This is a genomic window from Kitasatospora cheerisanensis KCTC 2395 (genome assembly GCF_000696185.1).
Classification (GTDB): domain Bacteria; phylum Actinomycetota; class Actinomycetes; order Streptomycetales; family Streptomycetaceae; genus Kitasatospora; species Kitasatospora cheerisanensis.
Window position 1 is genome coordinate 3492202 of record NZ_KK853997.1, and the last position, 26458, is coordinate 3518659.

The window sequence follows — 26458 nt, forward strand, 5'->3', positions numbered from 1 at the left end:
TGTGCACGGGCGATCCGGCGAAAGCAGTGCTGGGCGGGGCCCTCTCCGCATCAAGCCCGCTCGCTCTGCGGAGCGAACGGGCTTGGCACGAGTCGAGCTGCAGGGCACGAGGGACTCGAACCCCCAACCGCCGGTTTTGGAGACCGGTGCTCTACCAATTGAGCTAGTGCCCTTCGGAACCTTGCGGCTCCGTCGTGGCCCCCAACCTACCGCATCCACCCGGCCGTGTGGTGTACCCGGCCGAAGGATCCGCACTTGGGAGCCGTCGAGCAGTGAGTGTACGGGTTCTTCGCCGATTGGTCGAACCTCATTCACCGCGACCCCTGGCGAGTCGTCACCCGGTCGGCGGCGGCGTACGGATGATGGAACGCCCCGGTCGCATGGTGGAACCGCGATGCCCGCCGCCCGTGCGGTCTGGGACCATGCAAGACATGAGCGCACCCACCCCCGAGAACGTCTCCCCCGCGAACCGCCGGGTCTCCGCCCGGGTCGGCGCCATCGCCGAGTCGGCCACCCTCGCCGTCGACGCCAAGGCCAAGGCCCTCAAGGCCGCCGGCCGTCCGGTGATCGGCTTCGGCGCCGGCGAGCCCGACTTCCCGACGCCCGGCTACATCGTGGACGCCGCCGTCGCGGCCTGCCAGGACCCGGCCAACCACCGCTACACCCCGGCCGGCGGCCTGCCGGAGCTGAAGGCCGCGATCGCCGCCAAGACGCTGCGCGACTCCGGCTACCAGGTGGACGCCTCGCAGGTGCTGGTGACCAACGGCGGCAAGCAGGCGATCTACAACGCCTTCGCCGCGATCCTCGACCCGGGCGACGAGGTGATCATCCCGGCCCCGTACTGGACCACCTACCCGGAGGCCGTGAAGCTGGCCGGCGGCACCCCGGTCGAGGTGGTCGCGGACGAGACCACCGGTTACAAGGTCTCGGTGGCGCAACTGGAGGCCGCCCGCACCGCGAACACCAAGGTGGTGCTGTTCGTCTCGCCGTCCAACCCGACCGGCGCGGTGTACACCGAGGCCGAGGCCGAGGCGATCGGCCGCTGGGCGCTGGAGCACGGCCTGTGGGTGCTCACCGACGAGATCTACGAGCACCTGGTGTACGGCGACGCGAAGTTCACCTCGCTGCCGGCGCTGCTGCCCGAGCTGGCCGACAAGTGCATCGTGGTCAACGGCGTGGCGAAGACCTACGCGATGACCGGCTGGCGGGTGGGCTGGCTGATCGGCCCGAAGGACGTGGTGAGCGCGGCCGCCAACCTGCAGTCGCACGCCACCTCCAACGTCTCCAACGTGGCGCAGCGCGCCGCGCTGGCGGCCGTGGCCGGCGACCTGTCCGCGGTGGACGAGATGAAGACCGCGTTCGACCGCCGCCGCCGCACGATCGTGGCAATGCTGAACGAGATCGAGGGCGTGTACTGCCCCGAGCCGGAGGGCGCGTTCTACGCCTACCCGTCGGTCAAGTCGCTGCTGGGCAAGGAGATCCGCGGCAAGCGCCCGCAGACCTCCGCCGAGCTGGCCGCGCTGATCCTGGACGAGGCCGAGGTCGCGGTCGTCCCCGGCGAGGCCTTCGGCACCCCGGGCTACCTGCGGCTGTCGTACGCGCTGGGCGACGCCGACCTGGTCGAGGGCGTCAGCCGGATGCAGAAGCTGCTGGGCGAGGCCCGCGCCTGATCCACGGGCTCCAACCGCCCCCCGCACTCATCCCTTCGGGCGATGTGCGGGGGGCGGTTCCTGTTTCGGCCGGTTTTGCGGCAGGATCGGTGAATGGATCGTCTGCGTGATGTCCGGAGCCTCCCGAAGGCCCATCTCCACCTGCACTTCACCGGTTCGATGCGCCCTGCGACGCTGCTCGAACTCGCCGACAAGAACGGCATCCGGCTGCCGGAGGCCCTCAGTTCGGGCCATCCGCCGAAACTCCGGGCGACCGACGAGCGCGGCTGGTTCCGGTTCCAGCGGCTGTACGACACCGCGCGCTCCTGCCTGCGCGACGAGTCGGACATCCGCCGCCTGGTCCGGGAGACCGCCGAGGACGAGCGCGCCGACGGCTCCCGCTGGCTGGAGATCCAGGTCGACCCGACCTCGTACGCGCCGCTGCTGGGCGGCCTCACCCCGACCCTGGAGCTGATCCTGGACGCCGTCCGGGAGGCCTCCGAGGCGACCGGGGTGGGCATCCGGGTGCTGGTCGCGGCGAACCGGATGAAGTCGCCGATGGACGCCCGCACGCTGGCCCGCCTCGCCGTCCGGTACACCGACCGGGGGGTCATCGGCTTCGGCCTGTCGAACGACGAACGGCGGGGCCTGGCACGGGACTTCGACCGCGCGTTCGCGATCGCCCGGAACGGCGGGCTGCTGGCCGCACCGCACGGCGGGGAGCTGGCCGGGCCGGGTTCGGTCCGCGACTGCCTGGACGACCTGGGCGCCGGCCGGATCGGCCACGGCGTGCGCGCCGCCGAGGACCCGCGGCTGCTCCAGCGGCTCGCCGACCGGCAGGTGACCTGCGAGGTCTGCCCGGCGTCGAACGTCGCGCTCGGCGTCTACGAGCGGCCCGAGGACGTCCCGCTGCGCACCCTGTTCGAGGCCGGGGTGCCGCTGGCGCTGGGCGCGGACGACCCGCTGCTGTTCGGCTCCCGGCTGGCCGACCAGTACCAGCTGGCCCGCGAGTCGCACGAGTTCACCGACGCCGAACTGGCCGAGCTGGCCCGGCAGTCCGTCCGCTCCTCGCGGGCTCCCGAGCACGTCGTCAAGGAGCTGCTGGCGGACATCGACGCCTGGCTGGTCGAGGAGCCGGCCCCGACGGTGCCGGCGCCCGCCGCCGCCGAGCGGGTTTCGCTCTAGAGGCTGACGCCGACCATCACCGGCTCGTTGACCAGTTCCACCCCGAAGGCCGCCCGCACGCCGTCCCGCACCTCGCGGGCGAGGGCGAGCAGGTCCTCGGTGGTGGCCGAGCCGCGGTTGGTGAGGGCCAGGGTGTGCTTGGTGGAGAGCGTGGCGGGGCCGGTGCCGTGGCCCTTGCGGAAGCCCGCGTTGTCGATCAGCCAGGCCGCCGAGGTCTTGGTGCGGCCCTCGCCGGCCGGGTAGCTGGGGGCGCTCAACCCGCCCAACCGGGCGGTGAAGGCGGCGAACTGAGCCTCCGTCAGGATCGGGTTGGTGAAGAACGAGCCCGCCGACCAGGTGTCGTGGTCGGCGGGGTCGAGCACCATGCCCTTGCCGGCCCGCAGCCGCAGCACCTCGGCGTGGGCCTCGGCGAGCTTGACCCGCTCGCCCGCCTCGACGCCGAGCGAGCGGGCCACCTCGGCGTACTTCACCGGGGAGGACAGCCCGCCCTCGTCCGCGAGCCGGAAGCGGACCCGCAGCACCACGTAGCGGTCCGGGTCGGCCTTGAAGCGGCTGTGCCGGTAGGAGAACGCGCAGTCGGCGCCGGCCAGCGTGACGGTCTCGCCGAGCAGCCGGTCGTAGGCGACCACCTCGGTGACGGTCTCGGCCACCTCCTGGCCGTACGCGCCGACGTTCTGCACCGGGGTGGCGCCCGCGGAGCCGGGGATGCCGGCCAGGAACTCGATGCCCGCCAGGCCGGCGTCGACGGTGCGGGCCACCGCGTCCGCCCAGACCTCGCCGGCCGCGAGTTCGAGCAGCGTGCCGTCGAGGGCGAAGCCGGTGGTGGCGATCCGCAGCACGGTGCCGGGGAAGCCGGCGTCGCCGATGACCAGGTTGGACCCGCCGCCGATCACCAGCAGCGGCTCGCCGGCCCGGTCGGCCGCGCGGACCGCGTCGACCACCTCGGCGTCCGTCTCGGCCGTCACCAGCCGGCGGGCCGGGCCGCCCAGGCGCAGCGTCGTCAACGGGGCCAGCGGTGCGTCCATCTGCTCAATCACCGCCCCAGCGTAACCGCCCCCCGCCGGACGGAGGGCAGTCGCCGCCGGGCCTCAGCGGCGCTGCGCCGCCAGCCGGTCCGCGGCCCCCGCCCAGTCGGGTGCGGCGGTCGGGTCGGCCTCCCAGTCGGTGAAGAGCGAGGACGCCATGGTGGGGCGCAGCGCGGTCATCGCCCGCCGGTGGGCCGGGGAGCGGACGAACGCGTCGAGCGCCTCGCGGTCGGTCCAGCCGGAGAGCACCCAGAAGGTGCGCCGGAAGGGGGCGGTCCGCAGTGCGATGCCGAGGGCGCCGGGGGCCCGGCGGGTCTGCCGGCGGACCTCCAGGGACTGCCGCAGGAAGCCGGGCACGTGCCACAGCCGGCGGACCCGGAACTCGGAGGCCATCACCACCGCGGGGCGGGCGGCCGGCCGGGCGGGGCCCGGGGTCCAGGGGAGGGTCAGGGACAGCACGGTCGTTCCTCCTGTTCGGACGGGTCAGGACCGGCCGGCCGGAACGGCGGCCGGGCGGGGGTGGTCGGCGACCTTCACGGCGGCCCGCATGCCGTGCCGCCGGGGCACCAGCGCGGCGGCGGCCGATCCGGCGGCGACCACGACGGCGCCGACCACCAGGGCGGGGACGATGCCGTCGGTGAACGCCCCGGCGCTGCCGTAGCCGCCCCGCGCGGAGAACACGGCGGACAGCACGGCCACGCCGAGCGCCCCGCCGACCTCGCGCATCGCGTTGTTGGTGCCGGAGGCGATGCCCTGTTCGGCGGGCCGGACGCAGGCCATCACCAGGTTGGCGGTGGGCGCGAAGTACAGCGACATGCCGATGCCGCAGACCACCAGCACCGGGATCTGCTGGCCGTACCCGGCGGAGTGGTCGATCGCCACGGCGAACCCGGCCAGGCCGAGGGCCTGCAGGGCGAGGCCGGCGACGACCAGCGGCCGGCCGCCGATCCGGTCGGTGAGCAGTCCGGCGAGCGGGGAGACCAGCAGCGGCATGCCGGTCCACGGCAGCATCCGCAGGCCGGCCTGTTCGGGGGTGTAGCCGCCGACGCCCTGGAAGTACTGGCTGATCAGGAAGATCGAGCCGAACATGCCGAGGAACATCAGCAGGCTGGCGGAGTTGACGGCGCTGAACGCCCGGCTGCGGAACAGCCGCATCGGCAGCATCGGCTGCCGCGCCCAGCGGGCCTCCCAGCCGACGAAGGCGAGCAGCAGCAGGCCGCCGCCGGTCAGCGAGCCGAGGACGAGCGGGTGGGTCCAGCCGTCGGGGTTGCCGCGGATCAGGCCGAGGACGACGCCGAACAGGCCGGTGGAGACCAGCACGGTGCCGGGGACGTCCAGCCGGGGGTTCTCGCCGCGGCTCTCGGCCAGCTTCGCGCGGGCGACCGGCAGCAGAGCCAGGCCGACGGGGACGTTCACCCAGAAGATCCACTGCCAGGAGAAGTGCTCGGTGAGGCTGCCGCCGATCAGCGGTCCGGTGGCGACGGCGAGTCCGCTGACGGCGGACCAGATGCCGAACGCCACGCCGCGCTTGGCGGCGGGCACGGCGGCGGCCAGCAGGGTGAGGGTGAGCGGCATGGTCACGGCCGCGCCGACGCCCTGGACGGCGCGGGCGGCGATCAGGGCGCCGATGTTCGGGGCGAGCGCGGCGGCGGCCGAGCCGAGGGTGAAGACGGTCAGGCCGGTGAGGAACATCCGGCGGCGGCCGAACCGGTCGCCGAGCGCCGCGCCGAGCATCAGCAGGACGGCGAAGGTCAGGGTGTAGACGCTCACCGTCCACTCCAGGTCGGCGAGGCCGCCGCCGAGGTCGGCGCGGATCGCGGGCAGGGCGGTGGTGACCACCAGGTTGTCGAGTCCGGCCATGAAGCCGGCCGCGCTGACGACCACCAGGGTCCAGACGGCTTGCCTGTTCACGGTGGGTTCCCCCAGACGTTTCGATCGGCCCGGAGGGTTCTCCGGGATCAGTTTGTGATTGATCAATAACTTTCGCGGGCCGAAAAAAGGGCGCACCGCCACACGGCGGAGCGCCTCAGCTCTCCCCGGCCCGTTCGCCGTACTCCTCGAAGCCGGACCAGATCCGGTGGTCCGGCGGGTACCCCAGTCCGACCAGGGTGTTGATCAGCATGCCGTAGGCCATGAACTGGGTGGCTTCCTTCTGGTCGCCGCCCATCCGCTCCCGGATCCGTTCGAACAGCCGCAGCCAGGCCGTCCTGGCCGCATCGCCGATCCGGTCCTCGCCGGCCGACTCCGCCGCGAACACCGAGACGTACATCTGCATCTGCATCATGAGCTGCTCGCGGTCCTCGACCAGGCTCATGTACGCCTCGGACATCGCGACCCGCGCCGCCTCCCCCGTCAGGCCCTCCGACGCGCGGTCGAAGACCCGCCAGGTCTCCTCGACGCAGTGTTCGCACGCCGCCTCGAAGATCGCCTGCTTGTTGGGGAAGAGCCGGAACAGGTACGGCTGCGAGACGCCCACCCGCCGGGCGATCGCCTCGGTGGAGGTGCCCCGGTAGCCGCCCCGGGCGAACTCCAGCACCGCCGCCCGGACGACGCTCTCGCGCCGCTCCTCGGCGGACATCCGGATGCTGTTCCTGGCCACGACCCCAGATTAGTGATTGGCCAATAACTGTGGCAAGGGGCGGCACCCCGGGCGCCCGACCGGGCCCCCGGGGGTTCACTGCCTCAGCTCAGCTGGACCACGGCCCGGGACATGCCGAGCACCTTCTGGCCGTCGCTGGTCGCCACCAGGTCCACCCGCACCCGGTTGCCGTCCAGCAGCGCGGCGACCTTGCCGCTGACCTCGATGGTCGCGCCGACGCCGTCGTTCGGGACGATCACCGGCTTGGTGAAGCGGACGCCGTACTCGACCACCGCGGCCGGGTCGCCGACCCAGTCGGTGACCACCCGGGCGGCCTCGGCCATGGTGAACATGCCGTGCGCGATCACGTCCGGCAGGCCGACCTCGCGGGCGAACTTCTCGTTCCAGTGGATCGGGTTGAAGTCCCCCGACGCCCCCGCGTACTGGACCAGCGTGGCGCGGGTCACCGGGAACGACCGGGCCGGCAGCTCGGTGCCGACCTGGACCTCGTCAAAACGGACCGCCACGGTCACTCCTCCCCGGCTTCGGCGGCGCGGGCCACCAGCGTCATGATCGACGTCACCACGTGCTCGCCGCTCGCGTCGTGCACCTCGCCGCGGACCGTCAGCACGTCGTTGCCGGCCAGCGACTTGATCGCGTCGATGGAGATCGTCACCGACAGCCGGTCGCCGGCCCGCGCCGGGCGGGAGTAGACGAACTTCTGGTCGCCGTGCACCACCCGGCTGTAGTCCAGGCCCAGCTCCGGGTCGTTGACGACCTGCGCCGCCGCCTGGAAGGACAGCATGAACGGGAAGGTCGGCGGGGCGATCACGTCCGGGTGGCCGAGCGACTTGGCGGCCTCGGCGTCGGTGTACGCCGGGTTCGCGTCGCCGATCGCGGCCGCGAACTCGCGGATCTTCTCCCGGCCGACCTCGTACGGCGCGGTGGGCGGATAGGTGCGCCCGATGAACGAGGGGTCGAGCGGCATGGGCAACTCCTCTGGTGGTCCGTCATGCAGAAATGACTCCAGGCCGCGCCCCGTAACGGGGTGCGGCCTGGAGTCGAGGCAAAGTCAGCGGGTCTCGCGGTGCGCCGTGTGAGAGTTGCAACGCGGGCAGTGCTTCTTCATCTCAAGACGGTCCGGGTCGTTGCGCCGGTTCTTCTTGGTGATGTAGTTCCGCTCCTTGCACTCCACGCAGGCCAGCGTGATCTTCGGGCGGACGTCGGTGGCAGCCACGGGAGTGCCTTCCTGGGACAACGAATAAGAACACAGACAAGAGTAGCCGATCGGGAGTAGTCCCCCCGATCGACTACGCGGGGTAGCGGTGACCGGACTTGAACCGGTGACACAGCGATTATGAGCCGCTTGCTCTACCAACTGAGCTACACCGCTTTGATGATCGGAACCTCACCGGAGCGAGGAGCCTTTCACCAGAGCCCCCATGCGGAATCGAACCGCAGACCTTCTCCTTACCATGGAGACGCTCTACCGACTGAGCTATAGGGGCGAACGAGGAAGAGATTACACGGTTCCGGGCCAGAGGTGAAATCCGTATCCGCGACGGATCTCCGCAGGTCGGCGGGGCCGCACTGACGAGCCGTCACCCGACACCCGTTCGACCCCCGCCGCAACCGGAACCGGGCCTCCGCGGGCTGCCCCGGCCACGACACGGGCGGCGGCCCGCATCCGAGCGTCCCGGCCGGGCGCGGCCTAGGCTCGACCGTCAGTGAGTTCTCGCGGGTGCGCCGCAGGCCGGCGCCCGCGACCGGGCCCCAGGGCCGCCGGGCGGTCAACGGGACTGGAGGAGCGGGCCGATGAGCGAACGCAGCGAGGGCGCCCAGCCGCCGCCGGCCGCCAACCCGCTCGGGCACGGGCCGGTCCTGCTGCTCACCGGGGCCCGCCTGATCGACGGCCGGGTGGTGGACGTCCGGATCAGCGGGGACCGGATCCAGGCCGTCGGCACCGTCGGCAGCCTCGGCCCGCTGCCCGCGCTGCCCGGCCAGCCCACCGTCACCACCGGCGCCCGGATCGACCTGTCCGGCTACCTGCTGCTGCCCGCCCCCACCGAACCGCACGCGCACTACGACAGCGCGTTCTCCGCCGCCCTGCCCGCGCCGCCCCCGGACGCGCCCACCGACCTGGTCCGCCGGGTCACCGAGGCGGCGCTCACCTCGCTCGGCTACGGCGCCACCGCCCAGCGCACCCACGTCCGGATCGGCGACGTGCACGGACTCGGCCGGCTGGAGGCCGTCCTCACGGCCCGTCAGTCCCTGCGCGGGCTGGCCGAACTCCAGGCCGTCGCCATGCCCCGGCTGCTCACCGGCCTGGCCGGCGCGGACGGCCGGGCCCAGCTGCGGGACGCGCTCAAACTCGGCGCGAGCGCGGCCGGCGGCTGCCCCGACCTCGACCCCGACCCGGTCGGCTACGTCCAGGTGCTGCTGGCCGCGGCCGCCGACGCCGACTGCCCCGTCGACCTGCACACCAACGCCGCCGACCGGGCCCAGCTCGCCCGGCTGGTCGCCGCGCTCGCCCCGCACCGGCCGCGGGTCACCCTCGGGCCGTGCAGCGCGCTGCCGCCCGGCGGCTCCACCCTGCTCGCCAACTCCGGGATGCGGGTGGTCTGCCTCCCGCAGAACGGCGGCTGCACCGGGCTCGAAGGCCAGCCGATCGGCCTGCGGCCGTCCCTGGTCCGCGAGTTGGCGCACGCCCGGGTCGCCCTCACGGCCGGCGCGGGCAGCCTCCGCGACCCCGCCAACCCGGTCGGCCGGGCCGACCCGCTCGACACCGCCCGCCTGCTCGCCGCCACCGGCGCGCTCTCCCCCGAGGCCGCCTACGACGCCGTCTCCACCCAGGCCCGCACCGCCCTCGGCCTGCCCCCCGTCCGGGTCGACGCCGGCTTCCCCGCCGAACTCCTCGCCGTCCGCGGCGACAGCCTGAACGGCGCCTTCTCCGGCGGCCACTCCCGCCTGGTCGTCCACACCGGCCGCGTCGTCTCCCGCACCAGCGCCGTCCGCGAGTTCGCCGACACCGTCGCCCTCGCCCTCCCCCGCCAGACCCACCCGGACCGGACCGAGAACTGACGGGCACACGAAGAAGCCCCCGGGCTGCGTCTCCGCAGCCCGGGGGCTTCTCCACGATCCAGTGGCGGGTGCAGGGTTCGAACCTGCGTAGCTTGCGCGACAGATTTACAGTCTGCTCCCTTTGGCCGCTCGGGCAACCCGCCAGGGATGGTGTCTCGTGGGGCGCTGCCCCGTTCGACGTCGTAAACGATACCTGATGTTGGGGGGTGGTCTGCCACTCCTTAAGTCACGTGACGATCAAGCTCGGGCGCGCGGCTGTTGCGGGCGGCGGCGCGGGGGCTGGATAGGCTGGGGCGTCGCCCGCCGGTGGCGGGTGGCGCAGACCGTGCAGCCAGTAGTTCAAGGAGACCAACACCCATGGCCGACTCCAGTTTCGACATCGTCTCGAAGGTCGAGTGGCAGGAGGTCGACAACGCGATCAACCAGACCTCCCGCGAGATCGCCACCCGCTTCGACTTCAAGAACGTGGGCGCCGAGATCAAGCGGACCGGCGAGAAGATCGAGATGAAGGCCAACGGCGAGGAGCGGGTCCGGGCGATCCTGGACGTGCTGCAGACCAAGTTCGTGAAGCGCGGACTGTCGCTGAAGGCGCTGGACGCGGCGGAGCCGCACCTGTCCGGCAAGGAGTACAAGATCTTCGCCGACATCAAGGAGGGCATCACCACCGAGGATGCCAAGAAGGTGGCGAAGATCATCCGCGACGAGGGCCCCAAGGGCGTCAAGGCCCAGGTCCAGGGCGACGAGCTGCGGGTCACCTCGAAGTCGCGCGACGACCTGCAGGCGGTGCAGGCCCTGCTGAAGGGCAAGGACCTCGACTTCGCGCTGCAGTTCGTCAACTACCGCTGACCCGGCGCCGGCGACACGCCGGTACTCCGGCCCGGGAGGGCGCACCGATCGATCGGTGCGCCCTCCCGGCGTTCGCGGGCCCCAGCTGCCTGGGGAGGGTCGGGAGGTGACGCCCAGTGCGGTCGTTCCCGACGGGTGACCCAGGCCGGCGGCGCCGCCCCGTCACGTCCTGACCGGCCGTCAGTTCTCCGTCGGGGTAAGGCGGTGGGCTTCGAGGGCTTCGGCGAGTTCGGCCAGGGCGGTGGCGGGGGTGCCGAGGGCGTGCAGGATGCGGGCGAGCGGGGCGCCGTCGGCGGGGGTGAGGGGGCCGAGGGTGACGCGGCCGTCGTACCAGAGGGCGGCGCGCCGGCCGGTGGGGTGTTCGGCGTCGATCTCGGCGAAGGCGATGGGCGCGGCCTTGGACCAGCCGGCGATCCGCATGGCGAATCCGGACGGGAATCGCTTGAAGTCGTAGTCGGGCGCGGTGGACGGATGGTGGAGCGCCTGATGGAGTTCGTCCGTCATCGGGATGAGTGCCAGCCCGTGGGGCAGGCGGGCGATCCGCGCGATCGGGAGCTCGGCCGCCACGACGGTGATCAGCTCATCGGTGGCGATCAGGGCGTTCAGTTCGTATGGCACCTCCCCATTCTCCGTCCGAAAAGTCGTCAGGTCTGGAAAACAATCGAACTGGCTATCCATCGGATATAGCCGGACATGCACGGATCAAGTGCCCGTCGCCGCCGGAGGTGCGGCAGAGTGGTCCGGTGACCCGTACTCCCCCGCCGCGCCCGACCGCCGAGCAGCTCGCCGCCGCCCAGGACACCACCATTCCGGACGTGGCCGCGCCGGGCCTCCGGGTGCTGTTCTGCGGCATCAATCCGGGCCTGTGGTCGGGCGCCACCGGCCGCCATTTCGCCCGCCCGGGCAATCGCTTCTGGCCGGCCCTGCACCGGTCCGGTTTCACGCCGCGGCAGTTGGGGCCGGAGGAGCAGGACGAGCTGCTCGCGCTGGGGCTGGGCATCACCAACGTGGTGGGCCGGACCACCGCGAAGGCGGCCGAGCTGTCCGCCGAGGAGTACCGGGCGGGCGGCCAGGCGCTGGTGGAGCGGGTGCTGCGGCTGCGGCCGCGCGCCCTGGCGGTGCTCGGGATCGGCGCGTACCGGGCCGCGTTCGGCAGGCCGGGGGCGGCGGTCGGCCGGCAGCCGGAGTCGATCGGCGACACCGAGGTCTGGTTGCTGCCGAACCCGAGCGGCCTGAACGCGCACTACACGCTGGACGGGATCGCCGCCGAGTTCCGGGCCCTGCGCGAGCACTTGGAGGACGACGGCGCGTCAGCCGCCCAGTAGCGCCCGCTCGAAGCGGTCGCGTTCGCGCACCACGTACGCGGCGTCCGCCAGGTACATCAGGTGGTGCCCGTCGGCCAGGTGCGAGGCGAACGCGGCGCTGCCGGCCGCGGCCTCGGCCCGCATGTGGGCGACCAGGGCGTGCAGGCGGGCTTCGACGGCGTCCACCAGCCCGGCCCGGCCGGCCCGGTCGAGGCCGTAGGCGTCGCAGAACTCCCGGGCACGGGCGGCCTGTTCGTCCGGGGTGCCGAAGCCGTCGGCGTTGCCGGGCTCGGTGGTGGGGGCCCAGCGGTAGACCGCGTAGGCGACGTCCCACAGCCGGGGGCCGGGGTGGGCGGTGTCGAAGTCGATGACGCCGGCCACCCGTTCGCCGTCCAGCACGCAGTTGTGCGGGGCGTAGTCGCCGTGGCAGATCACCTCGGTGGGTTCGCGGGCGGGCAGCATCCAGCCGTCACCCGTGAAGCCGGCGGTGGCGTCGTGGTAGGCGCGCAGGACGCGGGCCGCGGTGAGCAGGGCGGTGCGGGAGGCGGCGGCGGGGGTGGCGGGGTAGTCGGAGACCTCGCCGGGCAGGAAGTCGAGGATCTCCCGGCCGTCCGCGGTCGTTCCGTGGAACGCCGGGGCGGCGGTGAACCCGTTCGCCCGCAGGTGCCCGAGCAGCCGGTGCACGGTGGGCGACCACGGCCCGGTCGGCCGCAGCACCCGGTCGCCGATCCGTTCCACCCGGTTGACGCCGCCGGTCAGGATCTCGCTGTCCGCCACGTGCCCGCTCCTCGTCCGCCCCGCCCGCCGGGACCGGACCGGTTGTATCCCGGCCCGGGCGGCTGCCAACCGGTTTTCCGGTCAGCGGGCGCCGAAGCCCTGGTCGGTGGAGACGATGTCGCGGCCGAGCGGGGTGAGCGAGATCGGCACCATCTTGAGGTTCGCCCAGCCGAACGGGATGCCGATGATCGACAGGAACAGCGGGATCGAGGTGACGATGTGGCCGATCGCCAGCCACCAGCCCGCGAACACCAGCCAGATCACGTTGCCCACGCAGGACGGCGCGCCGGCGTCGGCGCGGACCACGGTGGTGCGGCCGAACGGCCACAGCATGAACCCGGCCAGCCGGAAGGAGGCGATGCCGAACGGGATGGTGACGATCAGGACGAAGCAGATGATCCCGGCGACGGCGTACCCGATCGCCATCCAGAGGCCGCAGAACAGCAGCCAGATGACGTTGAGCAGGAAGTTGACCAGCTTCATGCCTCCAGGCTTGCACACCCGGGCCCCGCTGGGGAGGCGGCGCAGCGGCCTTGTGACAGGCCCGGGACAGCGGAGAGCCCGCCCCGGGAACGTCTCCGGGACGGGCCTTCCGTGCGGGGCCGGTCAGGTGAGCAGTTTGTCCTTGGCCCGCTGGTACTCCTCCTCGGAGAGGGCGCCGCTGTTCTTGAGGTCGGCCAGCCGGGCGAGGTCGTCCACGTGGCCGGACGAGGACGGGGCGGCGCCGCCGCCCTGGCCGGATCCGGTGCCGGCGGCTCGGCGGATGTAGTCCTGGAAGGCGGCGTCGGCCTGTTTGGCCTGTTCGAGGTCGCGTTCGTGCATGGAGCCGCCGCGGACGATCAGGTAGATCAGGACGCCGAGGAAGGGCAGCAGGATCACCAGGACCGTCCAGGCGGCCTTGGCTCCGCCGCCCATGTCGTGGCTCCGGAAGATGTCCGTGATGATCTTGAACAGCAGGAAGAACCAGAGGATCCAGAGGAACAGCTCCAGCATCGTCCAGAAAATGTTGAGCAACGGGTAGTTGTCCATGACGCTCCGATCCCGCACGCAGTCAGCCGGAACGTCCCCGCACCTCGCACGGCACAGGGACGAAACGATTCGTATCACCGCAAAACGGACGCCGCATGTCGGGCGGGCGGCGTCACCGCGGGTCGTTCTGCAGCCGGTCGAACTCGGCGACGTCGGGGTGGTGCAGGTCGAAGGCCGGGGACTCCGAGCGGATCCGCGGCAGGGTGACGAAGTTGTGCCGCGGCGGCGGGCAGGAGGTCGCCCACTCCAGCGAGCGGCCGTAGCCCCACGGGTCGTCGACGAGCACCCGCGGGGCGGTCCTGGCGGTCCGCCAGACGTTGTAGAGGAACGGCAGCGTCGACGCGCCCAGCAGGAACGAGCCGACCGAGGAGACGGTGTTCAGCGCGGTGAACCCGTCCGTGGCCAGGTAGTCGGCGTAGCGGCGGGGCATGCCCTCGGCGCCCAGCCAGTGCTGGACCAGGAAGGTGGTGTGGAAGCCGACGAACAGCGTCCAGAAGTGGATCTTCCCGAGCCGTTCGTCCAGCATCCGGCCGGTCATCTTGGGCCACCAGAAGTAGAAGCCCGCGAACATCGCGAACACCACCGTGCCGAACACCACGTAGTGGAAGTGGGCGACCACGAAGTACGAGTCGGAGACGTGGAAGTCGATCGGCGGGGAGGCCAGCAGCACCCCGGTCAGGCCGCCGAACAGGAAGGTCACCAGGAAGCCGATCGACCAGAGCATCGGCGTCTCGAAGCTCAGCGAGCCCCGCCACATGGTGCCGACCCAGTTGAAGAACTTCACCCCGGTCGGCACCGCGATCAGCAGCGTCATGAATGAGAAGAACGGCAGCAGCACCTGCCCGGTGACGAACATGTGGTGCGCCCACACGGTGATCGACAGGCCCGCGATGGCGATGGTCGCGCCGATCAGGCCGGAGTAGCCGAACACCGGTTTGCGGCTGAACACCGGCAGGATCTCGGTGACGATGCCGAAGAACGGCAGCGCGATGATGTACACCTCGGGGTGGCCGAAGAACCAGAACAGGTGCTGCCACAGCATCGCCCCGCCGTTGGCCGGGTCGAAGACGTGCGCGCCGAACTTGCGGTCGGCCTCCAGGCAGAGCAGCGCGCCGGCCAGCACCGGGAAGGCCATCAGGATCAGGATCGCGGTCAGCACCACGTTCCAGACGAAGATCGGCATCCGGAACAGCGTCATGCCGGGCGCGCGCAGGCAGATCACCGTGGTGACGAAGTTGACCGAGCCGAGGATGGTGCCGAAGCCGGAGAACGCCAGGCCCATGATCCACAGGTCGGCGCCGATGCCGGGCGAGTGCACCGCGTCGTTCAGCGGCGCGTAGGCGAACCAGCCGAAGTCCGCCGCGCCGTTCGGGGTGACGAACCCGGCGACCGCGATCAGCGAGCCGAACAGGTACAGCCAGTACGCGAAGGCGTTCAGCCGGGGGAAGGCCACGTCGGGCGCGCCGACCTGGAGCGGCATGAACCAGTTGGCGAAGCCCGCGAACAGCGGGGTGGCGAACATCAGCAGCATGATCGTGCCGTGCATGGTGAACAGCTGGTTGAACTGCTCGTTGGAGACGATCTGGGTGCCCGGCCGGGCCAGCTCCGCCCGCATGATCAGCGCCATCACGCCGCCGACCAGGAAGAACGCGAACGAGGTGACCAGGTACAGGGTGCCGATCTGCTTGTGGTCGGTGGTGGTCAGCCAGGTCACCAGCGCGCGGCCCGGCGGGGGCGGGAGGCCCGGCCGAACCGGCGGCGGGGAGCCTGACGGGCGGGCGGGCCGGTCACCCCCAGTTCGGCATCGCTCGGCAGCATCGTCACCGCACCGCACCTCCGGCCTCGGGTCTGGCAGTGCGTCCAGCACTACCAGCGGGGCCGGGGGCCCGGGCGGACGCTCGCCGGGCCGTCGCCCGAAGGGGTCAGCGGCCGGCCATCCGCTCCAGGCGGTCGATCCGCTCGCGCATCGGCGGGTGGGTGGAGAACAGCTTCGCGCCGACCTCGCCGGGCCGGAACGGGTTGGCGATCATCATGTGGCTGGCGGTCTGCAGCTGCGGCTCGGGCGGCAGCGGGAGCCGCTGGGTGCCCGCGTCCAGCTTGCGCAGCGCGCTGGCCAGGGCCAGCGGGTCGCCGGTGATCCGGGCGCCGTCGGCGTCCGCCTGGTACTCGCGGGAGCGGCTGACGGCCAGTTGGATCAGGCTCGCCGCGATCGGCCCCAGGATCATGATCAGCAGCATCCCGAACAGGCCCGGCCCGTCGTCGTCCTCGGAGCGGCCGAACGGGATCAGCCAGGCGAAGTTCACCAGGAACATCACCACCGAGGCCAGCGCGCCGGCCACCGAGGAGATCAGGATGTCCCGGTTGTAGACGTGGCTGAGTTCGTGGCCGAGCACCCCGCGCAGCTCCCGCTCGTCCAGCAGTTGCAGGATGCCGTCGGTGCAGCAGACCGCCGCGTTGCGCGGGTTGCGGCCGGTGGCGAAAGCATTCGGCGCGGGGGTGGGCGAGATGTACAGCCGGGGCATCGGCTGCCGGGCCGCGGTGGAGAGCTCCCGGACGATCCGGTACAGCTGCGGGGCCTCGATCTCGCTGACCGGGCGGGCCCGCATCGCGCGCAGCGCCAGCTTGTCGCTGTTCCAGTACGCGTAGGCGTTGGTGCCGAGCGCGATCAGCAGGGCCACCAGCAGGCCGGTGCGGCCGAAGAAGCTGCCGATCACCAGGATCAGCGCGGACAGTCCGCCGAGCAGGACGGCCGTCCGCAATCCGTTGTGGTGGCGGTGCACTGCGGGCCCTCCTGTGGTGCCGGGGGAAGCCGTGGAGCCGCTTCCTTCTGCCGGGATCAACGCGCCGAGCTGGCCCGTTCGTTCCCTCCGGCATTCGACCACAGGTCAGAACAGGCTGCCCGACACCACCTGGAGCACCAGCTGCGGAGCCACCGACAGCACCACCGCACCACAGGCCGCGAGGCCCAGCGCGGCGCTCAGCGGGGCCGGGGCGCGGCGCGGCGCGGCGGCCGGACCGGCGGCCGGGGCGAACAGCAGCGCGGTCCACTTCAGGTAGTAGGCGAGCGCGATCACCACGTTCACCGCCATCACCACGGCCAGCCACCCCAGGCCGGCGTCCACGGCCGCCCGGAACACCACGACCTTGCCGAACAGGCCGACCACGCCCGGCGGCAGGCCCGCCAGGCAGAGCAGGAAGAACGCCAGCGCGAACGCCGCCCAGCGGTTGCGCGAGGCCAGCCCGCGGAACTCCTCCAGCCGGCCCGAGCCGCCGACCAGCGCGACCACGCCGAACGCGCCCAGGTTCACCAGGCCGTAGATCAGCGCGTACGCCACCGTCGCCCCCAGCGGATCGGCGGAGCCGGCGTACCCGGCGGCGGCCAGCGGCACCAGCAGGTAGCCGGCCTGGCCGACCGAGGACCAGGCGAGCAGCCGCACCGCGCCGTGCGGGGTGCCGGCGCGCTGGCGCAGCGCCGCCGCGTTGCCGACCGTCATGGTCAGCGCGGCCAGCACCGCCAGCACCAGGCCCCAGGTGTGGCCGTACGGGCGGAACGCGACGGTGGTGACCAGGGCGAGGCCGGACAGGCCGGCGGCCTTGCCGACCACCGACAGGTAGCCAGCCACCGGGAGCGGCGCGCCGACGTAGGTGTCGGGCACCCAGAAGTGGAACGGGACGGCGGCGGTCTTGAACGCGAAGCCGACCAGGGTGAGCACCGCGCCGGCCTCGGCGAGCGGCTTCAGCTGGGCGGGGGCGTGCGCGAGGCCCTCGGCGATGCCCTGGAGCTGGATCGTCCCGGCGGCGGCGTAGACGAAGCTGACGCCGAGCAGCATCACGGCGGTCGCGGTGACGGAGGAGAGGAAGAACTTGAGCGCGCTCTCCGCGCCCCGGCCGTCCCGGCGCAGCGCGACCAGGGCGAACGCGGGCAGGGTGGCGACCTCCAGGGCGATCACCAGGGTGGCGAGGTCGCGGGCGGCGGGCAGCAGGGCGGCGCCGCAGGCGGAGGAGAGCAGCAGGAACCAGTACTCGCCGCCGGGCAGCTTCTCGGCGTCCACGGTGTGCAGCGAGAGCAGCACCGTGAGCAGCGCGCCGCCGAGGGCGAGCAGCTGGAAGGCGAGCGCGAAGTGGTCGGCGGTGTAGGAGCAGCCGCCGGACGTGAAGCAGAAGGTGGAGCGGGTCCCGCCCAGCAGGGGCAGCAGCATGGCGAGCGCGGCGAGCAGGCCGGCGGCGCTCAGCCACCCGAGCAGGCGCTTGCGGGCCTCGGGCAGGAACAGGTCGGCGACCAGCACGGCGAGGGCGGCGAGCGCGGCGATCAGCGGCGGGGCGACGGCCACCCAGTCGACGGACTGGATCAGGCCGCCCGGGTCGGCGACGGCGAGCGAGGTCATGACGGGCTGCCCCAGGTCGTGAGTGGTGGTCATCAGCCGCTCCCGAGGAGGTGCTTGACGGCCGGGTCGGAGAGGGCGAGCAGCAGCGCCGGCCACAGGCCCGCCACCAGGGTGAGCGCGGCGAGCGGCGTCCAGCTGGCGGCCTCGTAGCCGCGCAGGTCGGGCAGCTCGGCGACCGGGGCGGGCTGCTTCGGGTCGCCCATGCAGACCCGGCGGACCACGACCAGCAGGTAGGCGGCGGTCAGCAGGGTGCCGAGGCCGGCCAGCACCAGGTAGGTGACGAAGGCGGGCCGGGACAGTCCGGCGGCCGGGTCGAAGGCGCCGTACATGGCGAGCAGTTCGCCCCAGAAGCCGGCCAGGCCGGGCAGGCCGAGGCTGGCGACGGCGGCGAACGCCAGCAGGGCGCCGATCCGCGGGGCGCGGCCGTACAGGGCGGCGCCGGTGGCGCCGGCCAGGGTGTCCAGGTCGGCGGTGCCGTAGCGGTCCTTGACGGCGCCGACCACGAAGAACAGCAGGCCGGTGATCAGGCCGTGCGCGATGTTGGCGAACAGTGCGCCGTTCACGCCGGTCGGGGTGAGCGAGGCGATGCCGAGCAGCACGAAGCCCATGTGGCCGACCGAGGAGTAGGCGATCAGCCGCTTCAGGTCGCCGCCGGCGCCGGTCCGGGCCAGGGCCAGGCAGGCCAGCGAGCCGTAGACGATGCCGACGGCGGCGAACGCGCCCAGGTACGGGGCGTAGGTGGCGGTGCCGTCCGGGACGATCGGCAGCAGGACGCGGACCAGGCCGTAGGTGCCCATCTTGAGCATGACGCCGGCCAGCAGCACCGAGCCGGCGGTCGGGGCGGCGGTGTGCGCGTCGGGCAGCCAGGAGTGCAGCGGCCAGGCGGGGGCCTTCACGGCGAGGCCGACCAGGATCGCCAGCGCGGCGATCAGCTGGGTGGTGTGGGACAGGCCGGCGCCGTGCGCGTCGGCGAGCTTCACCATGTCGAAGGTGCCGGCCTGGACGCCGATCAGCAGGAAGCCGAGCAGCATCACGGCGGAGCCGAGCAGGGTGTACAGGATGAACCGGTTGGCGGCCGCGACCTTCTTCCCGCTGCCCCAGCGGGAGATCAGGAAGTACATCGGGATCAGCACGATCTCGAAGGCCAGGAAGAACAGCACCAGGTCGAGCACCGCGAAGGTGGCCAGCATGCCGGTCTCCAGCAGGAGCAGCAGGCCGGTGAAGGCGCGGCCGCCGGGGCCCTCGGGGAGCTTCTTCACCGAGTACACCGCGCACAGGAAGGTGAGCAGCGCGGTGAGCACCAGCAGCGGCAGCGAGATGCCGTCGACGCCGAGGTGCAGGCGGACGTCCAGCGCGGGGATCCAGGACACGTCGGTGACGGCCTGCATCCGGCCCGGCTCGCCGTGGTCGAAGCCGGCGGCGAGCGCGACCGCCAGCAGCAGGGTGCCGCCGGTGACGGTGGTGCCGAGGCGCAGCGCCCGCTTGTCGCCGATCGGGGCGAGCATCAGGGCGGCGCCGAGCAGCGGCAGCACCAGGAGGGCGATGAGGACCGCGTTCATCGGTGGCTCCTAGGACGTGCCGGGACGGGGGTCTGGGGACGGGTCACGATCGCACCGCCACCAGGACGGCGAGCAGGACGGCGCCGGCGAGCAGCGCGGTCAGGTAGCCCTGGGCGTTGCCGGTCTGGGCGAAGCGCACGGCCCGGCCGAGCCAGCCGGGCGCGGCACCGGCGCCGCGGACGTAGGTCTCCACCACGGCGCGGTCCAGGAAGCGGACCAGCCTGGCGGCGGCCTCGGTGGGCCGGACGAACACCGCGCTGTACAGCTGGTCGACGCCGAAGCCGTGCTGGGCGGGCCGGTACAGCGGGCCGAGCAGCAGGCGGGCCGGGTCGGCGGGCTGCTGTCCGGCGGCGGCCCGGGCGTTGACGGTGCGCCAGGCGGCCCAGGCGATCAGCACGCCCGCGGCGGCGGTGCCGGTGCCGAGCACGCCGGTGGCGAAGGACACCCGCAGCGACTCGCCGTCGAGCAGCGCGGGCAGCCAGTCGGTGCGCAGCCCGGCGAGGCCGAAGGCCAGCGCGGGGACGGCCAGCACCCACAGCGTCAGGCGCATCGCGGCGGGTTCGAGGTGCGCGGGGTCGGCCTCGTCGATCTCCGGGGAGTACGGGGCGCCGGCCTGCGGGGCGAGGTCCTTGCCGTTCCGGGAGCGGCCGTAGAACACGGCCAGCCAGAGCCGCAGCGCGTACGCGGCGGTAAGCAGGGCGGTGAGCAGGCCGGCCACCAGGACCGTCCAGCCGACGGCGGTCGGCACCGCGGAGGCCGGGCCGAGGCTGCCGGTGAGGGCCTCGCCGTGGGCGGCGTGCTCGGCGGCGGTGAGCACGGACTCCTTGGAGAAGAAGCCGGAGAACGGGAACACGCCGGCCAGTGCGAGCAGGCCGATGGCCATCGTCCACTGGGCGTCCTGGATGCGGTGGCGCAGGCCGTCCATCCGCGCCATGGCGCTGAGCGAGTTGGTGTGCGCGGCGTGGATGACCACGCCGGCGCCGAGGAACAGCAGCGCCTTGAACGCGCCGTGCGAGACCAGGTGGAACACCGCGGCCTGCCGGTCGCCGGAGGCCAGCGCGCCGGCCATGTAGCCGAGCTGGCCGACCGTCGAGTAGGCGAGGACGCGCTTCAGGTCGTCCTGGGCGAGCGCGCACAGCGCCGAGCCGACCATGGTGACGGCGGCCATCACGGCCAGCACCACCAGCGCGGCGGAGGACTGCAGGAACACCGGCAGCAGCCGGGCGACCAGGTAGATGCCGGCCGCGACCATGGTGGCGGCGTGGATCAGCGCGGACACCGGCGTCGGGCCGGCCATCGCGTCCGGGAGCCAGGTGTGCAGCGGGAACTGGGCGCTCTTGCCGGCCACGCCGGCCAGCAGCAGCAGGGCGATCAGCGTGGGGTGGTGCAGGCCGCCGTCGGCGGCGGTCCGCAGCACCTCGCCGATCCGGAACGTCCCGGCGTCGGCGCCCAGCAGGAACAGGCCGAACAGGAACGGCACGTCGCCGAGCTTGGTGACCAGGAAGGCCTTCAGCGAGGCGGCCCGGGCGTCGGCGGTCTCCCAGTGGTGGCCGATCAGGAAGTACGAGCAGATGCCCATCACCTCCCAGCCGACCAGCAGCACGATCAGGTCGCCCGAGTAGACGACCAGGAACATCGCGGCGGTGAACAGCGAGACCAGCGCCGCGTACGACGGGTAGCGCGGGTCGTCCTTCAGGTAAGCGGTGGAGTAGATCTGCACGCAGGTGGCGACCAGGCCGACCAGCACCGAGATCAGCGAGGTGAAGCCGTCCAGGTGCAGGGCGAGCGAGATCTCCGGGCCGCCGGTGGGGGCGAGCCGGGTGGCGGCGTCCAGGGTGGCGCCGGTGCCCAGCTGCAGGGCCGTCACCAGGGCCAGGACGGCGGCGGTGGCGACCGGCAGCACCGCCAGCGGGCGGGCCAGGCCGGGGTACCGGCGCCCGGTGGCCAGGCCGGCGGCGGCGCCGAGCGCGGGCAGGACGGGGACGAGGATCGGCAGCGCGAGGTTCATGCGGCGGCCTGCTCCTTAGCGGCGTCGGCCAGGTCGTCGGCCTCGTGGCGGTCGCCGAGCGCGGTGACCTCGTCGACGGCGGCGGTGCGACGGGTGCGGTACACCAGCAGCACGATGGCCAGGCCGAGGCCGATCTCGGCGGCGGCGACGGTGATGGTGAACAGGGTGAGCGCCTGGCCGGCGTGCAGGGTGTCGCGCAGCCAGACGTCGAAGGCGACCAGGTTCAGGTTGACGGCGTTGAGCATCAGCTCGACCGACATCAGCACCAGGACGACGTTGCGCCGGGCGAGCACGCCGTACACGCCGACGCTGAACAGCAGCACGGCGAGGACGGCGGGGTAGGCGAGGTGCACGCTCAGCGCTCCTTCGACTTCGTCAGGGCGGTGCGCAGGTTCCCGGGCCGCGGCTTCGCCCGGTCGTCCTTGGTGCGGGACAGCACGATCGCGCCGACCAGCGCGGCCAGCAGCAGCACCGACAGCGCCTCGAACGGCAGCACCCAGTGCGAGAACAGGAACTCGCCGGTGAGCCGGGTGGTGCCGGCCGGACCGGACAGGTCGATCCAGGACGAGCGGAACGCGTCCACCACCAGCGTCACCAGGGTCGCGGCGGAGGCGACGCCCACGGCGAGCGCCGCCGGACGGTTGCCGGAGTCGGCGTCCGGGGAACGGCCGATCGGGGCGCGGGTCAGCATCAGGCCGAACAGCACCAGCACGACCACCGAGCCCAGGTACACCAGCACCTGCACCCAGGCCACGAACTCCGCCGTCAGCAGCAGGAACTCGACCGCCAGCCCGCCCAGCGCGACCACCAGCCACAGCGCGGCGTGCACCAGCTGCCGGGTGGTCACCGAGACCACGGCCGCCCCGAGCACGAGGACACCGACCAGCAGGAAGACGATCTCCTGCCCGGTCGGCGAGAGGTACGAGCGCGCGGCGGGCTCCAACGAGCCCGCCGCGGCCAGCAGGGCGCTCAACTCTGCTCCCCCTCCTCGGCGGCGGCAGCGGCCGCGGCGGCGGCCAGCTTGTCGGCGGCCTTGCGGGCCATGGCGATCTCCTTGGGCTCCTCCGCCGCGACGTCGTGCGCCGGCGGCGGCGGGACGGTCCACATCCACTCGCGCAGCCGGTCGCGCTCGTGGGTGAGCTCGCGGATGTCGGTCTCCGCGTACTCGAACTCCGGCGACCAGAACAGCGCGTCGAACGGGCACACCTCGATGCAGATCCCGCAGTACATGCAGAGCGAGAAGTCGATGGCGAAGCGGTCCAGCACGTTGCGGGTGCGGGCCCGGGCGTTCGGATCGGCGGCCGGCAGCGTCTCCTTGTGGGAGTCGATGTAGATGCACCAGTCCGGGCACTCGCGGGCGCACAGCATGCAGACCGTGCAGTTCTCCTCCAGCAGCGCGATCACGCCGCGCGAACGCGGCGGCAGGTCGGGCTGCACGTCGGGGTACTGCGCGGTGACGGTCTTCCGCGTCATCGTCCGCATGGTCACGGCCAGGCCCTTGGCCAGGCCGGCTCCGGGAATCTTCATCAGGAGATCGCCACCTTCACGATGCCGGTGAGGGCGAGCTGGGCCAGGGCCAGCGGGATCAGCACCGTCCACGCGAAGCGCATCAGCTGGTCCTCCCGCAGCCGCGGGTAGGTGACCCGCAGCCAGAGCACCACGAACGCCAGCGCGAAGGTCTTCACCAGCGTCCACAGCCAGCCCAGGCTGTCCGAGAACGGCCCGTGCCAGCCGCCCAGGAACAGCACCGTGGTCAGCCCGCAGAGCACCACGATGCCCGCGTACTCGGACAGCAGGAACAGCGCGAACCGCAGACCCGTGTACTCGGTGTACGCGCCGAAGATGATCTCCGAATCGGCCACCGGCATGTCGAACGGCGGCCGCTGGAGCTCCGCCAGGCCCGCCGTGAAGAACACGAACGCGCCGATCAGCTGCCACGGCACCCACCACCAGTGGAAGGCGTCCACGATCCCCGGCAGCGAGACCGTCCCCGCCGCCATCGCCACCGACGCGGCGGCCAGCAGCATCGGCAGCTCGTACGACATCAGCTGCGCGGCCGTGCGCAACGCGCCCAGCAGCGAGAACTTGTTCGCCGACGCCCAGCCGCCCATCAGCGAACCCAGCACGCCGATGCCCATCACGGCCAGCACGAAGAAGATGCCCGCGTCCACCGCCTGCCCGACCAGCCCGTCCGGGCCCACCGGGATCACCAGCAGCACCAGCAGGTACGGCAGCAGCGCGACCGCCGGCGCCAGCCGGAAGATCCGCCGGTCCGCGCCCGCCGGAACGATGTCCTCCTTCTGCGCGAACTTCACGCCGTCGGCGACCAGCTGCGCCCAGCCGTGGAACCCGCCCGCGTACATCGGACCGAGCCGGCCCTGCATGTGCGCCATCACCTTGTGCTCGGCCTGACCGACCACCAGCGGCAGCACCAGGAACGCCACCAGCGTGCCGACACAACGCAGCAGCGTGTCGAGAAGGTTCACGCGCTGTCTCCGTTCTGCACATCGCCGGGCCGCTCGGGCCGCTGCTCGGATTCGGACTGCTCGGCCTCTTCGGCCTCGGCCTCGGATTTCGCCGCCGCGGGCTTCGCGGCCTCGGATTCCGTCGGCTCCGGCTCGGCGGGCTCGCCCTGCGCGTTCGCGACTTCCGGCTGCACGGGCTGGGGCGTCACGGCCTCGGACTTCTCCGGGTCCGCCGACCCCACCTGCGCTGCCTCGCCCTGCGCGGGCGCGGCCTTCGGCTTCGCCGACTCGACGTGCGAGACCCGTGCGTCCGCAGCTTCCGGCCGCGCGGCCTCGGGCTTCGACCCGGCGGGCTCGCCCTGCGCGGGTGCGGACTCCGCGGCTCCCGGCTCGGCCGGCTTTTCGTGGGCCGGGACGGGGGCGTGCCACGGGGCGTCGGCGGACTGGGTGCGGGCGGTGCGGCGCGGGGTGTCGGGGGTGGTGGGCGGCGTTTCGGGTGTCGCGGCCTGGCTGACCGAGCCCTCGCCGACGCTGCGGGAGCGTCGCGGGCGGTCGGCGCGGACGGCGGGTGCGACTGCCGTGTCCGGGGCCGTCGCGGCCTGGCTGGTGGAGCCGTCGCCGACGCTGCGTGCGCGGCGGGGGCGGTCGACGCCGGCCGCGGCGCCGGCGCGGGCGGCCCTGGCGGGGCGTTCGGCGACCGGCGGGAGGGTGCCCTTGAGGGGGCCCCACTCGTTGGGGTCGGGGACGCCGGCGGGCAGCATCTTGCGTCGGGCGGGGCCGCCGCCGTGGTCGGACTCGCCGGGTTCCTTGGCGCCGGGCCAGTCCTTGGCGACGCGGGCGGCCAGCACGAAGTCCTTGCGCAGCGGGTGGCCTTCGAAGCCGTCCGGGAGCAGCAGAGTGGCGGGGTACGGGTGGCCGGCGAATTCGATGCCGAACATCTCCCGGGTCTCGCGCTCGTGCCAGGCGGCGCCGGCGTAGACCTCGACGGCGGTCGGCAGAGCGGCCTTGTCGCGCGGGATCCGGGTGCGCAGCAGCAGTCGGCGGACGGTGCCGGGTTCGCCGACGGCGGCCAGGTGGGCGCAGACGGTGAAGCCCTCGGCGAGTTCGTCGACGGCGCTCAGCCAGTCGAGGAAGGCCAGGCCGAGCCGGTCGCGGGCGGCGGTGAGCGCCTCGATCCAGTGTTCGGCGGGGACGGTGACGGTGAGCAGTTCGTAGGCCTCGACGGCGCTCGCCCACGGGCCGATCGCGGCGGCGGTGCGCTCCGCGGGCGTCGGCTCGGCGGGGGCGGGAGCGGCGGCGTCGGGGGTGTCCGGGGTGTCGGTCACCGCTCCCCCTCCTGGGTGGGCGCGGTGTGCAGCGGGCGGCGCAGCGCGGCGGCGGGTGCGGCGTAGCGCTGCGGGACGTCCTCGGCGGCGATCTTCTCCTGGAGCTTGAGGATGCCCTGGAGCAGTGCCTCGGGCCGCGGCGGGCAGCCGGGCACGTAGACGTCGACGGGGATGATCTGGTCGACGCCCTTGGTGACGGAGTAGGAGTCCCAGTAGGGGCCGCCGGAGTTGGCGCAGGCGCCGAAGGAGATGACGTACTTCGGTTCGGGCATCTGCTCGTAGAGGCGCTTGACGGCGGGGGCCATCTTGTCGGTGACGGTGCCCGAGACGATCATCAGGTCGGCCTGGCGGGGGCCGGGCGCGAACGGAATGACACCCATCCGGATGAAGTCGTGCTTGGCCATGGACGCGGCGATGAACTCGATCGCGCAGCAGGCGAGGCCGAAGTTGAAGCACCAGAGGCTGTAGCGGCGGCCCCAGTTGAGCACCACCTTGACCGGGTCCGGGGCGAGCCGGGCGAGCGGGCCGAGGCGGCGCTGCTCGACGGCGGCGCCGGGGTGGGCCGGGTCGGGGATGCCGAGCGGGACCGGTCCGCCGGCGGGCGTCCCGTGCGAGTGCGTCACGTCCATTCCAGAACGCCCTTCTTCCAGGCGTAGAGCAGTCCGACGGCGAGGAAGCCGATGAAGACGAACATCTCCACCAGCGTGACCGCCCCGAAGCCGGCGGCGGCGAACACCGTGGCCCACGGGAACAGGTAGATCGCGTCGACCGCGAAGATCACGTACAGGAAGGCGTAGACGTAGTAGCGGACCTGGGTGTGCGCCCAGCCCTCACCGACCGGATCGACGCCGCACTCGTAGGCGAGCAGTTTCTCCGGGGTGTTGACCACCGGCCGCAGCAGGCGGTTGGCGGTGAACGCCACCGTGACGAAGAGGACGCCGATGACCGCCAGCAGGCCGATCGCCGCGTAGGCGTCGAAGTAGCCGCTGCCGGCGGCGGGGTCGGCAGCGAGCGGCTGCCACTCCATGCGTTACGCCCTTCTTCTTTGCCCGTCCATAACCATCGCTATCGCGGGAGTCTATGTGCACCGCTCGTCTACTCCTCCATCTGCCCGTCCTGCAAGACGGCCGGTGGACATCCGTGGAATTCCGCTTGCCGGCCCGCCGGGTCCGGGCTCCAGCGCCGGGGGTGGGGATAACCCCCGGTCGAAGACGGAGTGCAGCACCATGGCGGCGCGTGCTC

At 72.6% G+C, this 26458-nt stretch carries 28 protein-coding genes and 4 tRNA genes; 5 read left to right on the forward strand and 27 right to left on the reverse strand.

Annotated features, from left to right (window positions below; all coding sequences use genetic code 11):
- Positions 1-100 precede the first annotated feature (100 nt).
- A tRNA-Trp gene (locus tag KCH_RS15745) sits at positions 101-173 on the reverse strand.
- Between the two features lie 258 nt (positions 174-431).
- Between KCH_RS15745 and KCH_RS15750 the strand changes: the two genes are divergently transcribed.
- Together KCH_RS15750 and KCH_RS15755 are read left to right on the forward strand one after the other, a co-directional pair.
- Positions 432-1670: a pyridoxal phosphate-dependent aminotransferase gene (locus KCH_RS15750; protein WP_035863578.1), complete on the forward strand. Its 1239-nt coding sequence runs from the start codon at positions 432-434 to the stop codon at positions 1668-1670.
- Positions 1671-1763: 93 nt separating this feature from the next.
- The gene (locus KCH_RS15755) at positions 1764-2834 is read left to right on the forward strand and encodes an adenosine deaminase (protein ID WP_035863580.1); all 1071 of its coding nucleotides are present in this window, start codon (positions 1764-1766) and stop codon (positions 2832-2834) included.
- On the opposite strand, the gene KCH_RS15760 is transcribed toward KCH_RS15755, so the two are convergent.
- The 9 genes from KCH_RS15760 to KCH_RS15800 form a co-directional block, all read right to left on the reverse strand.
- Positions 2831-3871, reverse strand: coding sequence for a UDP-N-acetylmuramate dehydrogenase (locus KCH_RS15760; protein WP_035863583.1), 1041 nt, complete (start codon positions 3869-3871; stop codon positions 2831-2833). The genes KCH_RS15755 and KCH_RS15760 overlap by 4 nt on opposite strands.
- Before the next feature lie 51 nt (positions 3872-3922).
- Entirely contained in the window at positions 3923-4318 is a 396-nt protein-coding gene (locus tag KCH_RS15765; protein WP_157032068.1) for a putative quinol monooxygenase, read from the reverse strand.
- Positions 4319-4342: 24 nt separating this feature from the next.
- The gene (locus KCH_RS15770; protein ID WP_051653116.1) at positions 4343-5770 is read right to left on the reverse strand and encodes an MFS transporter; all 1428 of its coding nucleotides are present in this window, start codon (positions 5768-5770) and stop codon (positions 4343-4345) included.
- 115 nt (positions 5771-5885) lie between these two features.
- On the reverse strand, positions 5886-6437 hold the full coding sequence (locus KCH_RS15775; RefSeq protein WP_035863586.1) for a TetR/AcrR family transcriptional regulator: 552 nt from the start codon (positions 6435-6437) through the stop codon (positions 5886-5888).
- A gap of 104 nt (positions 6438-6541) precedes the next feature.
- Positions 6542-6970 carry a MaoC family dehydratase gene (locus KCH_RS15780; protein WP_035863589.1) on the reverse strand — a complete coding sequence of 143 codons (429 nt, stop codon included), beginning with the start codon at positions 6968-6970 and terminating at the stop codon, positions 6542-6544.
- Positions 6967-7425 (reverse strand): MaoC family dehydratase N-terminal domain-containing protein, encoded by a 459-nt coding sequence (locus KCH_RS15785; RefSeq protein ID WP_035863590.1) that lies wholly within the window; start codon positions 7423-7425, stop codon positions 6967-6969. The genes KCH_RS15780 and KCH_RS15785 overlap by 4 nt, the downstream gene beginning before the upstream one ends.
- An 84-nt stretch (positions 7426-7509) precedes the next feature.
- Positions 7510-7674 (reverse strand): 50S ribosomal protein L33, encoded by a 165-nt coding sequence (rpmG, locus tag KCH_RS15790; RefSeq protein ID WP_006604855.1) that lies wholly within the window; start codon positions 7672-7674, stop codon positions 7510-7512.
- An 83-nt stretch (positions 7675-7757) separates the two neighbouring features.
- Positions 7758-7830, reverse strand: a tRNA-Met gene (locus KCH_RS15795).
- Positions 7831-7872: 42 nt separating this feature from the next.
- Positions 7873-7945 (reverse strand) — tRNA-Thr (locus KCH_RS15800).
- Between the two features lie 307 nt (positions 7946-8252).
- Between KCH_RS15800 and KCH_RS15805 the strand changes: the two genes are divergently transcribed.
- Positions 8253-9518, forward strand: coding sequence for an amidohydrolase family protein (locus tag KCH_RS15805; protein WP_035863593.1), 1266 nt, complete (start codon positions 8253-8255; stop codon positions 9516-9518).
- Positions 9519-9580: 62 nt separating this feature from the next.
- On the opposite strand, the gene KCH_RS15810 is transcribed toward KCH_RS15805, so the two are convergent.
- Positions 9581-9661 (reverse strand) — tRNA-Tyr (locus KCH_RS15810).
- Between the two features lie 214 nt (positions 9662-9875).
- Between KCH_RS15810 and KCH_RS15815 the strand changes: the two genes are divergently transcribed.
- On the forward strand, positions 9876-10364 hold the full coding sequence (locus KCH_RS15815) for a YajQ family cyclic di-GMP-binding protein (RefSeq protein ID WP_035863595.1): 489 nt from the start codon (positions 9876-9878) through the stop codon (positions 10362-10364).
- Positions 10365-10544: 180 nt separating this feature from the next.
- Here KCH_RS15815 and KCH_RS15820 read toward each other — a convergent pair whose 3' ends face one another.
- On the reverse strand, positions 10545-10982 hold the full coding sequence (locus tag KCH_RS15820; RefSeq protein ID WP_035863596.1) for a hypothetical protein: 438 nt from the start codon (positions 10980-10982) through the stop codon (positions 10545-10547).
- Positions 10983-11107: 125 nt separating this feature from the next.
- Between KCH_RS15820 and mug the strand changes: the two genes are divergently transcribed.
- Positions 11108-11689 (forward strand): G/U mismatch-specific DNA glycosylase, encoded by a 582-nt coding sequence (gene mug, locus KCH_RS15825; protein WP_035863598.1) that lies wholly within the window; start codon positions 11108-11110, stop codon positions 11687-11689.
- Here the strand turns inward: mug and KCH_RS15830 are convergent.
- The 15 genes from KCH_RS15830 to KCH_RS15900 form a co-directional block, all read right to left on the reverse strand.
- Complete coding sequence (locus tag KCH_RS15830; protein ID WP_035863601.1) at positions 11675-12445, reverse strand: phosphotransferase enzyme family protein; 771 nt, start codon at positions 12443-12445, stop codon at positions 11675-11677. The two genes, mug and KCH_RS15830, sit on opposite strands and share 15 nt — an antisense overlap.
- An 81-nt stretch (positions 12446-12526) precedes the next feature.
- Positions 12527-12928: a YccF domain-containing protein gene (locus tag KCH_RS15835; protein WP_035863603.1), complete on the reverse strand. Its 402-nt coding sequence runs from the start codon at positions 12926-12928 to the stop codon at positions 12527-12529.
- A gap of 123 nt (positions 12929-13051) precedes the next feature.
- Positions 13052-13474, reverse strand: coding sequence for an SHOCT domain-containing protein (locus KCH_RS15840; RefSeq protein WP_035863605.1), 423 nt, complete (start codon positions 13472-13474; stop codon positions 13052-13054).
- Between the two features lie 112 nt (positions 13475-13586).
- Positions 13587-15308: an aa3-type cytochrome oxidase subunit I gene (gene ctaD, locus KCH_RS15845; RefSeq protein ID WP_084223652.1), complete on the reverse strand. Its 1722-nt coding sequence runs from the start codon at positions 15306-15308 to the stop codon at positions 13587-13589.
- A gap of 88 nt (positions 15309-15396) precedes the next feature.
- On the reverse strand, positions 15397-16254 hold the full coding sequence (htpX, locus tag KCH_RS15850) for a zinc metalloprotease HtpX (RefSeq protein ID WP_035863607.1): 858 nt from the start codon (positions 16252-16254) through the stop codon (positions 15397-15399).
- Between the two features lie 105 nt (positions 16255-16359).
- On the reverse strand, positions 16360-17859 hold the full coding sequence (locus tag KCH_RS15855; protein WP_035872268.1) for an NADH-quinone oxidoreductase subunit N: 1500 nt from the start codon (positions 17857-17859) through the stop codon (positions 16360-16362).
- 32 nt (positions 17860-17891) lie between these two features.
- A complete protein-coding gene (locus tag KCH_RS15860; protein ID WP_035863610.1) occupies positions 17892-19418 on the reverse strand; it encodes a complex I subunit 4 family protein in 1527 nt (508 codons plus the stop codon).
- A 43-nt stretch (positions 19419-19461) separates the two neighbouring features.
- Entirely contained in the window at positions 19462-21426 is a 1965-nt protein-coding gene (locus KCH_RS15865; RefSeq protein ID WP_035863613.1) for an NADH-quinone oxidoreductase subunit 5 family protein, read from the reverse strand.
- Positions 21423-21779, reverse strand: coding sequence for an NADH-quinone oxidoreductase subunit NuoK (gene nuoK / locus KCH_RS15870; RefSeq protein ID WP_035863615.1), 357 nt, complete (start codon positions 21777-21779; stop codon positions 21423-21425). The genes KCH_RS15865 and nuoK overlap by 4 nt, the downstream gene beginning before the upstream one ends.
- Positions 21780-21781: 2 nt before the next feature.
- Positions 21782-22399: an NADH-quinone oxidoreductase subunit J family protein gene (locus KCH_RS15875; protein ID WP_208865953.1), complete on the reverse strand. Its 618-nt coding sequence runs from the start codon at positions 22397-22399 to the stop codon at positions 21782-21784.
- The gene (locus tag KCH_RS15880; protein WP_157032409.1) at positions 22396-22956 is read right to left on the reverse strand and encodes a NuoI/complex I 23 kDa subunit family protein; all 561 of its coding nucleotides are present in this window, start codon (positions 22954-22956) and stop codon (positions 22396-22398) included. The genes KCH_RS15875 and KCH_RS15880 overlap by 4 nt, the downstream gene beginning before the upstream one ends.
- Complete coding sequence (gene nuoH, locus KCH_RS15885; RefSeq protein WP_035863619.1) at positions 22953-23912, reverse strand: NADH-quinone oxidoreductase subunit NuoH; 960 nt, start codon at positions 23910-23912, stop codon at positions 22953-22955. The genes KCH_RS15880 and nuoH overlap by 4 nt, the downstream gene beginning before the upstream one ends.
- The gene (locus KCH_RS15890) at positions 23909-25216 is read right to left on the reverse strand and encodes an NADH-quinone oxidoreductase subunit C (protein WP_051653117.1); all 1308 of its coding nucleotides are present in this window, start codon (positions 25214-25216) and stop codon (positions 23909-23911) included. The genes nuoH and KCH_RS15890 overlap by 4 nt, the downstream gene beginning before the upstream one ends.
- A complete protein-coding gene (locus KCH_RS15895) occupies positions 25213-25845 on the reverse strand; it encodes an NADH-quinone oxidoreductase subunit B (protein ID WP_035863621.1) in 633 nt (210 codons plus the stop codon). Before KCH_RS15895 ends, KCH_RS15890 begins: the two co-directional genes overlap by 4 nt.
- Positions 25836-26243, reverse strand: coding sequence for an NADH-quinone oxidoreductase subunit A (locus KCH_RS15900; RefSeq protein ID WP_035863623.1), 408 nt, complete (start codon positions 26241-26243; stop codon positions 25836-25838). Before KCH_RS15900 ends, KCH_RS15895 begins: the two co-directional genes overlap by 10 nt.
- Between the last annotated feature and the right edge of the window lie 215 nt (positions 26244-26458).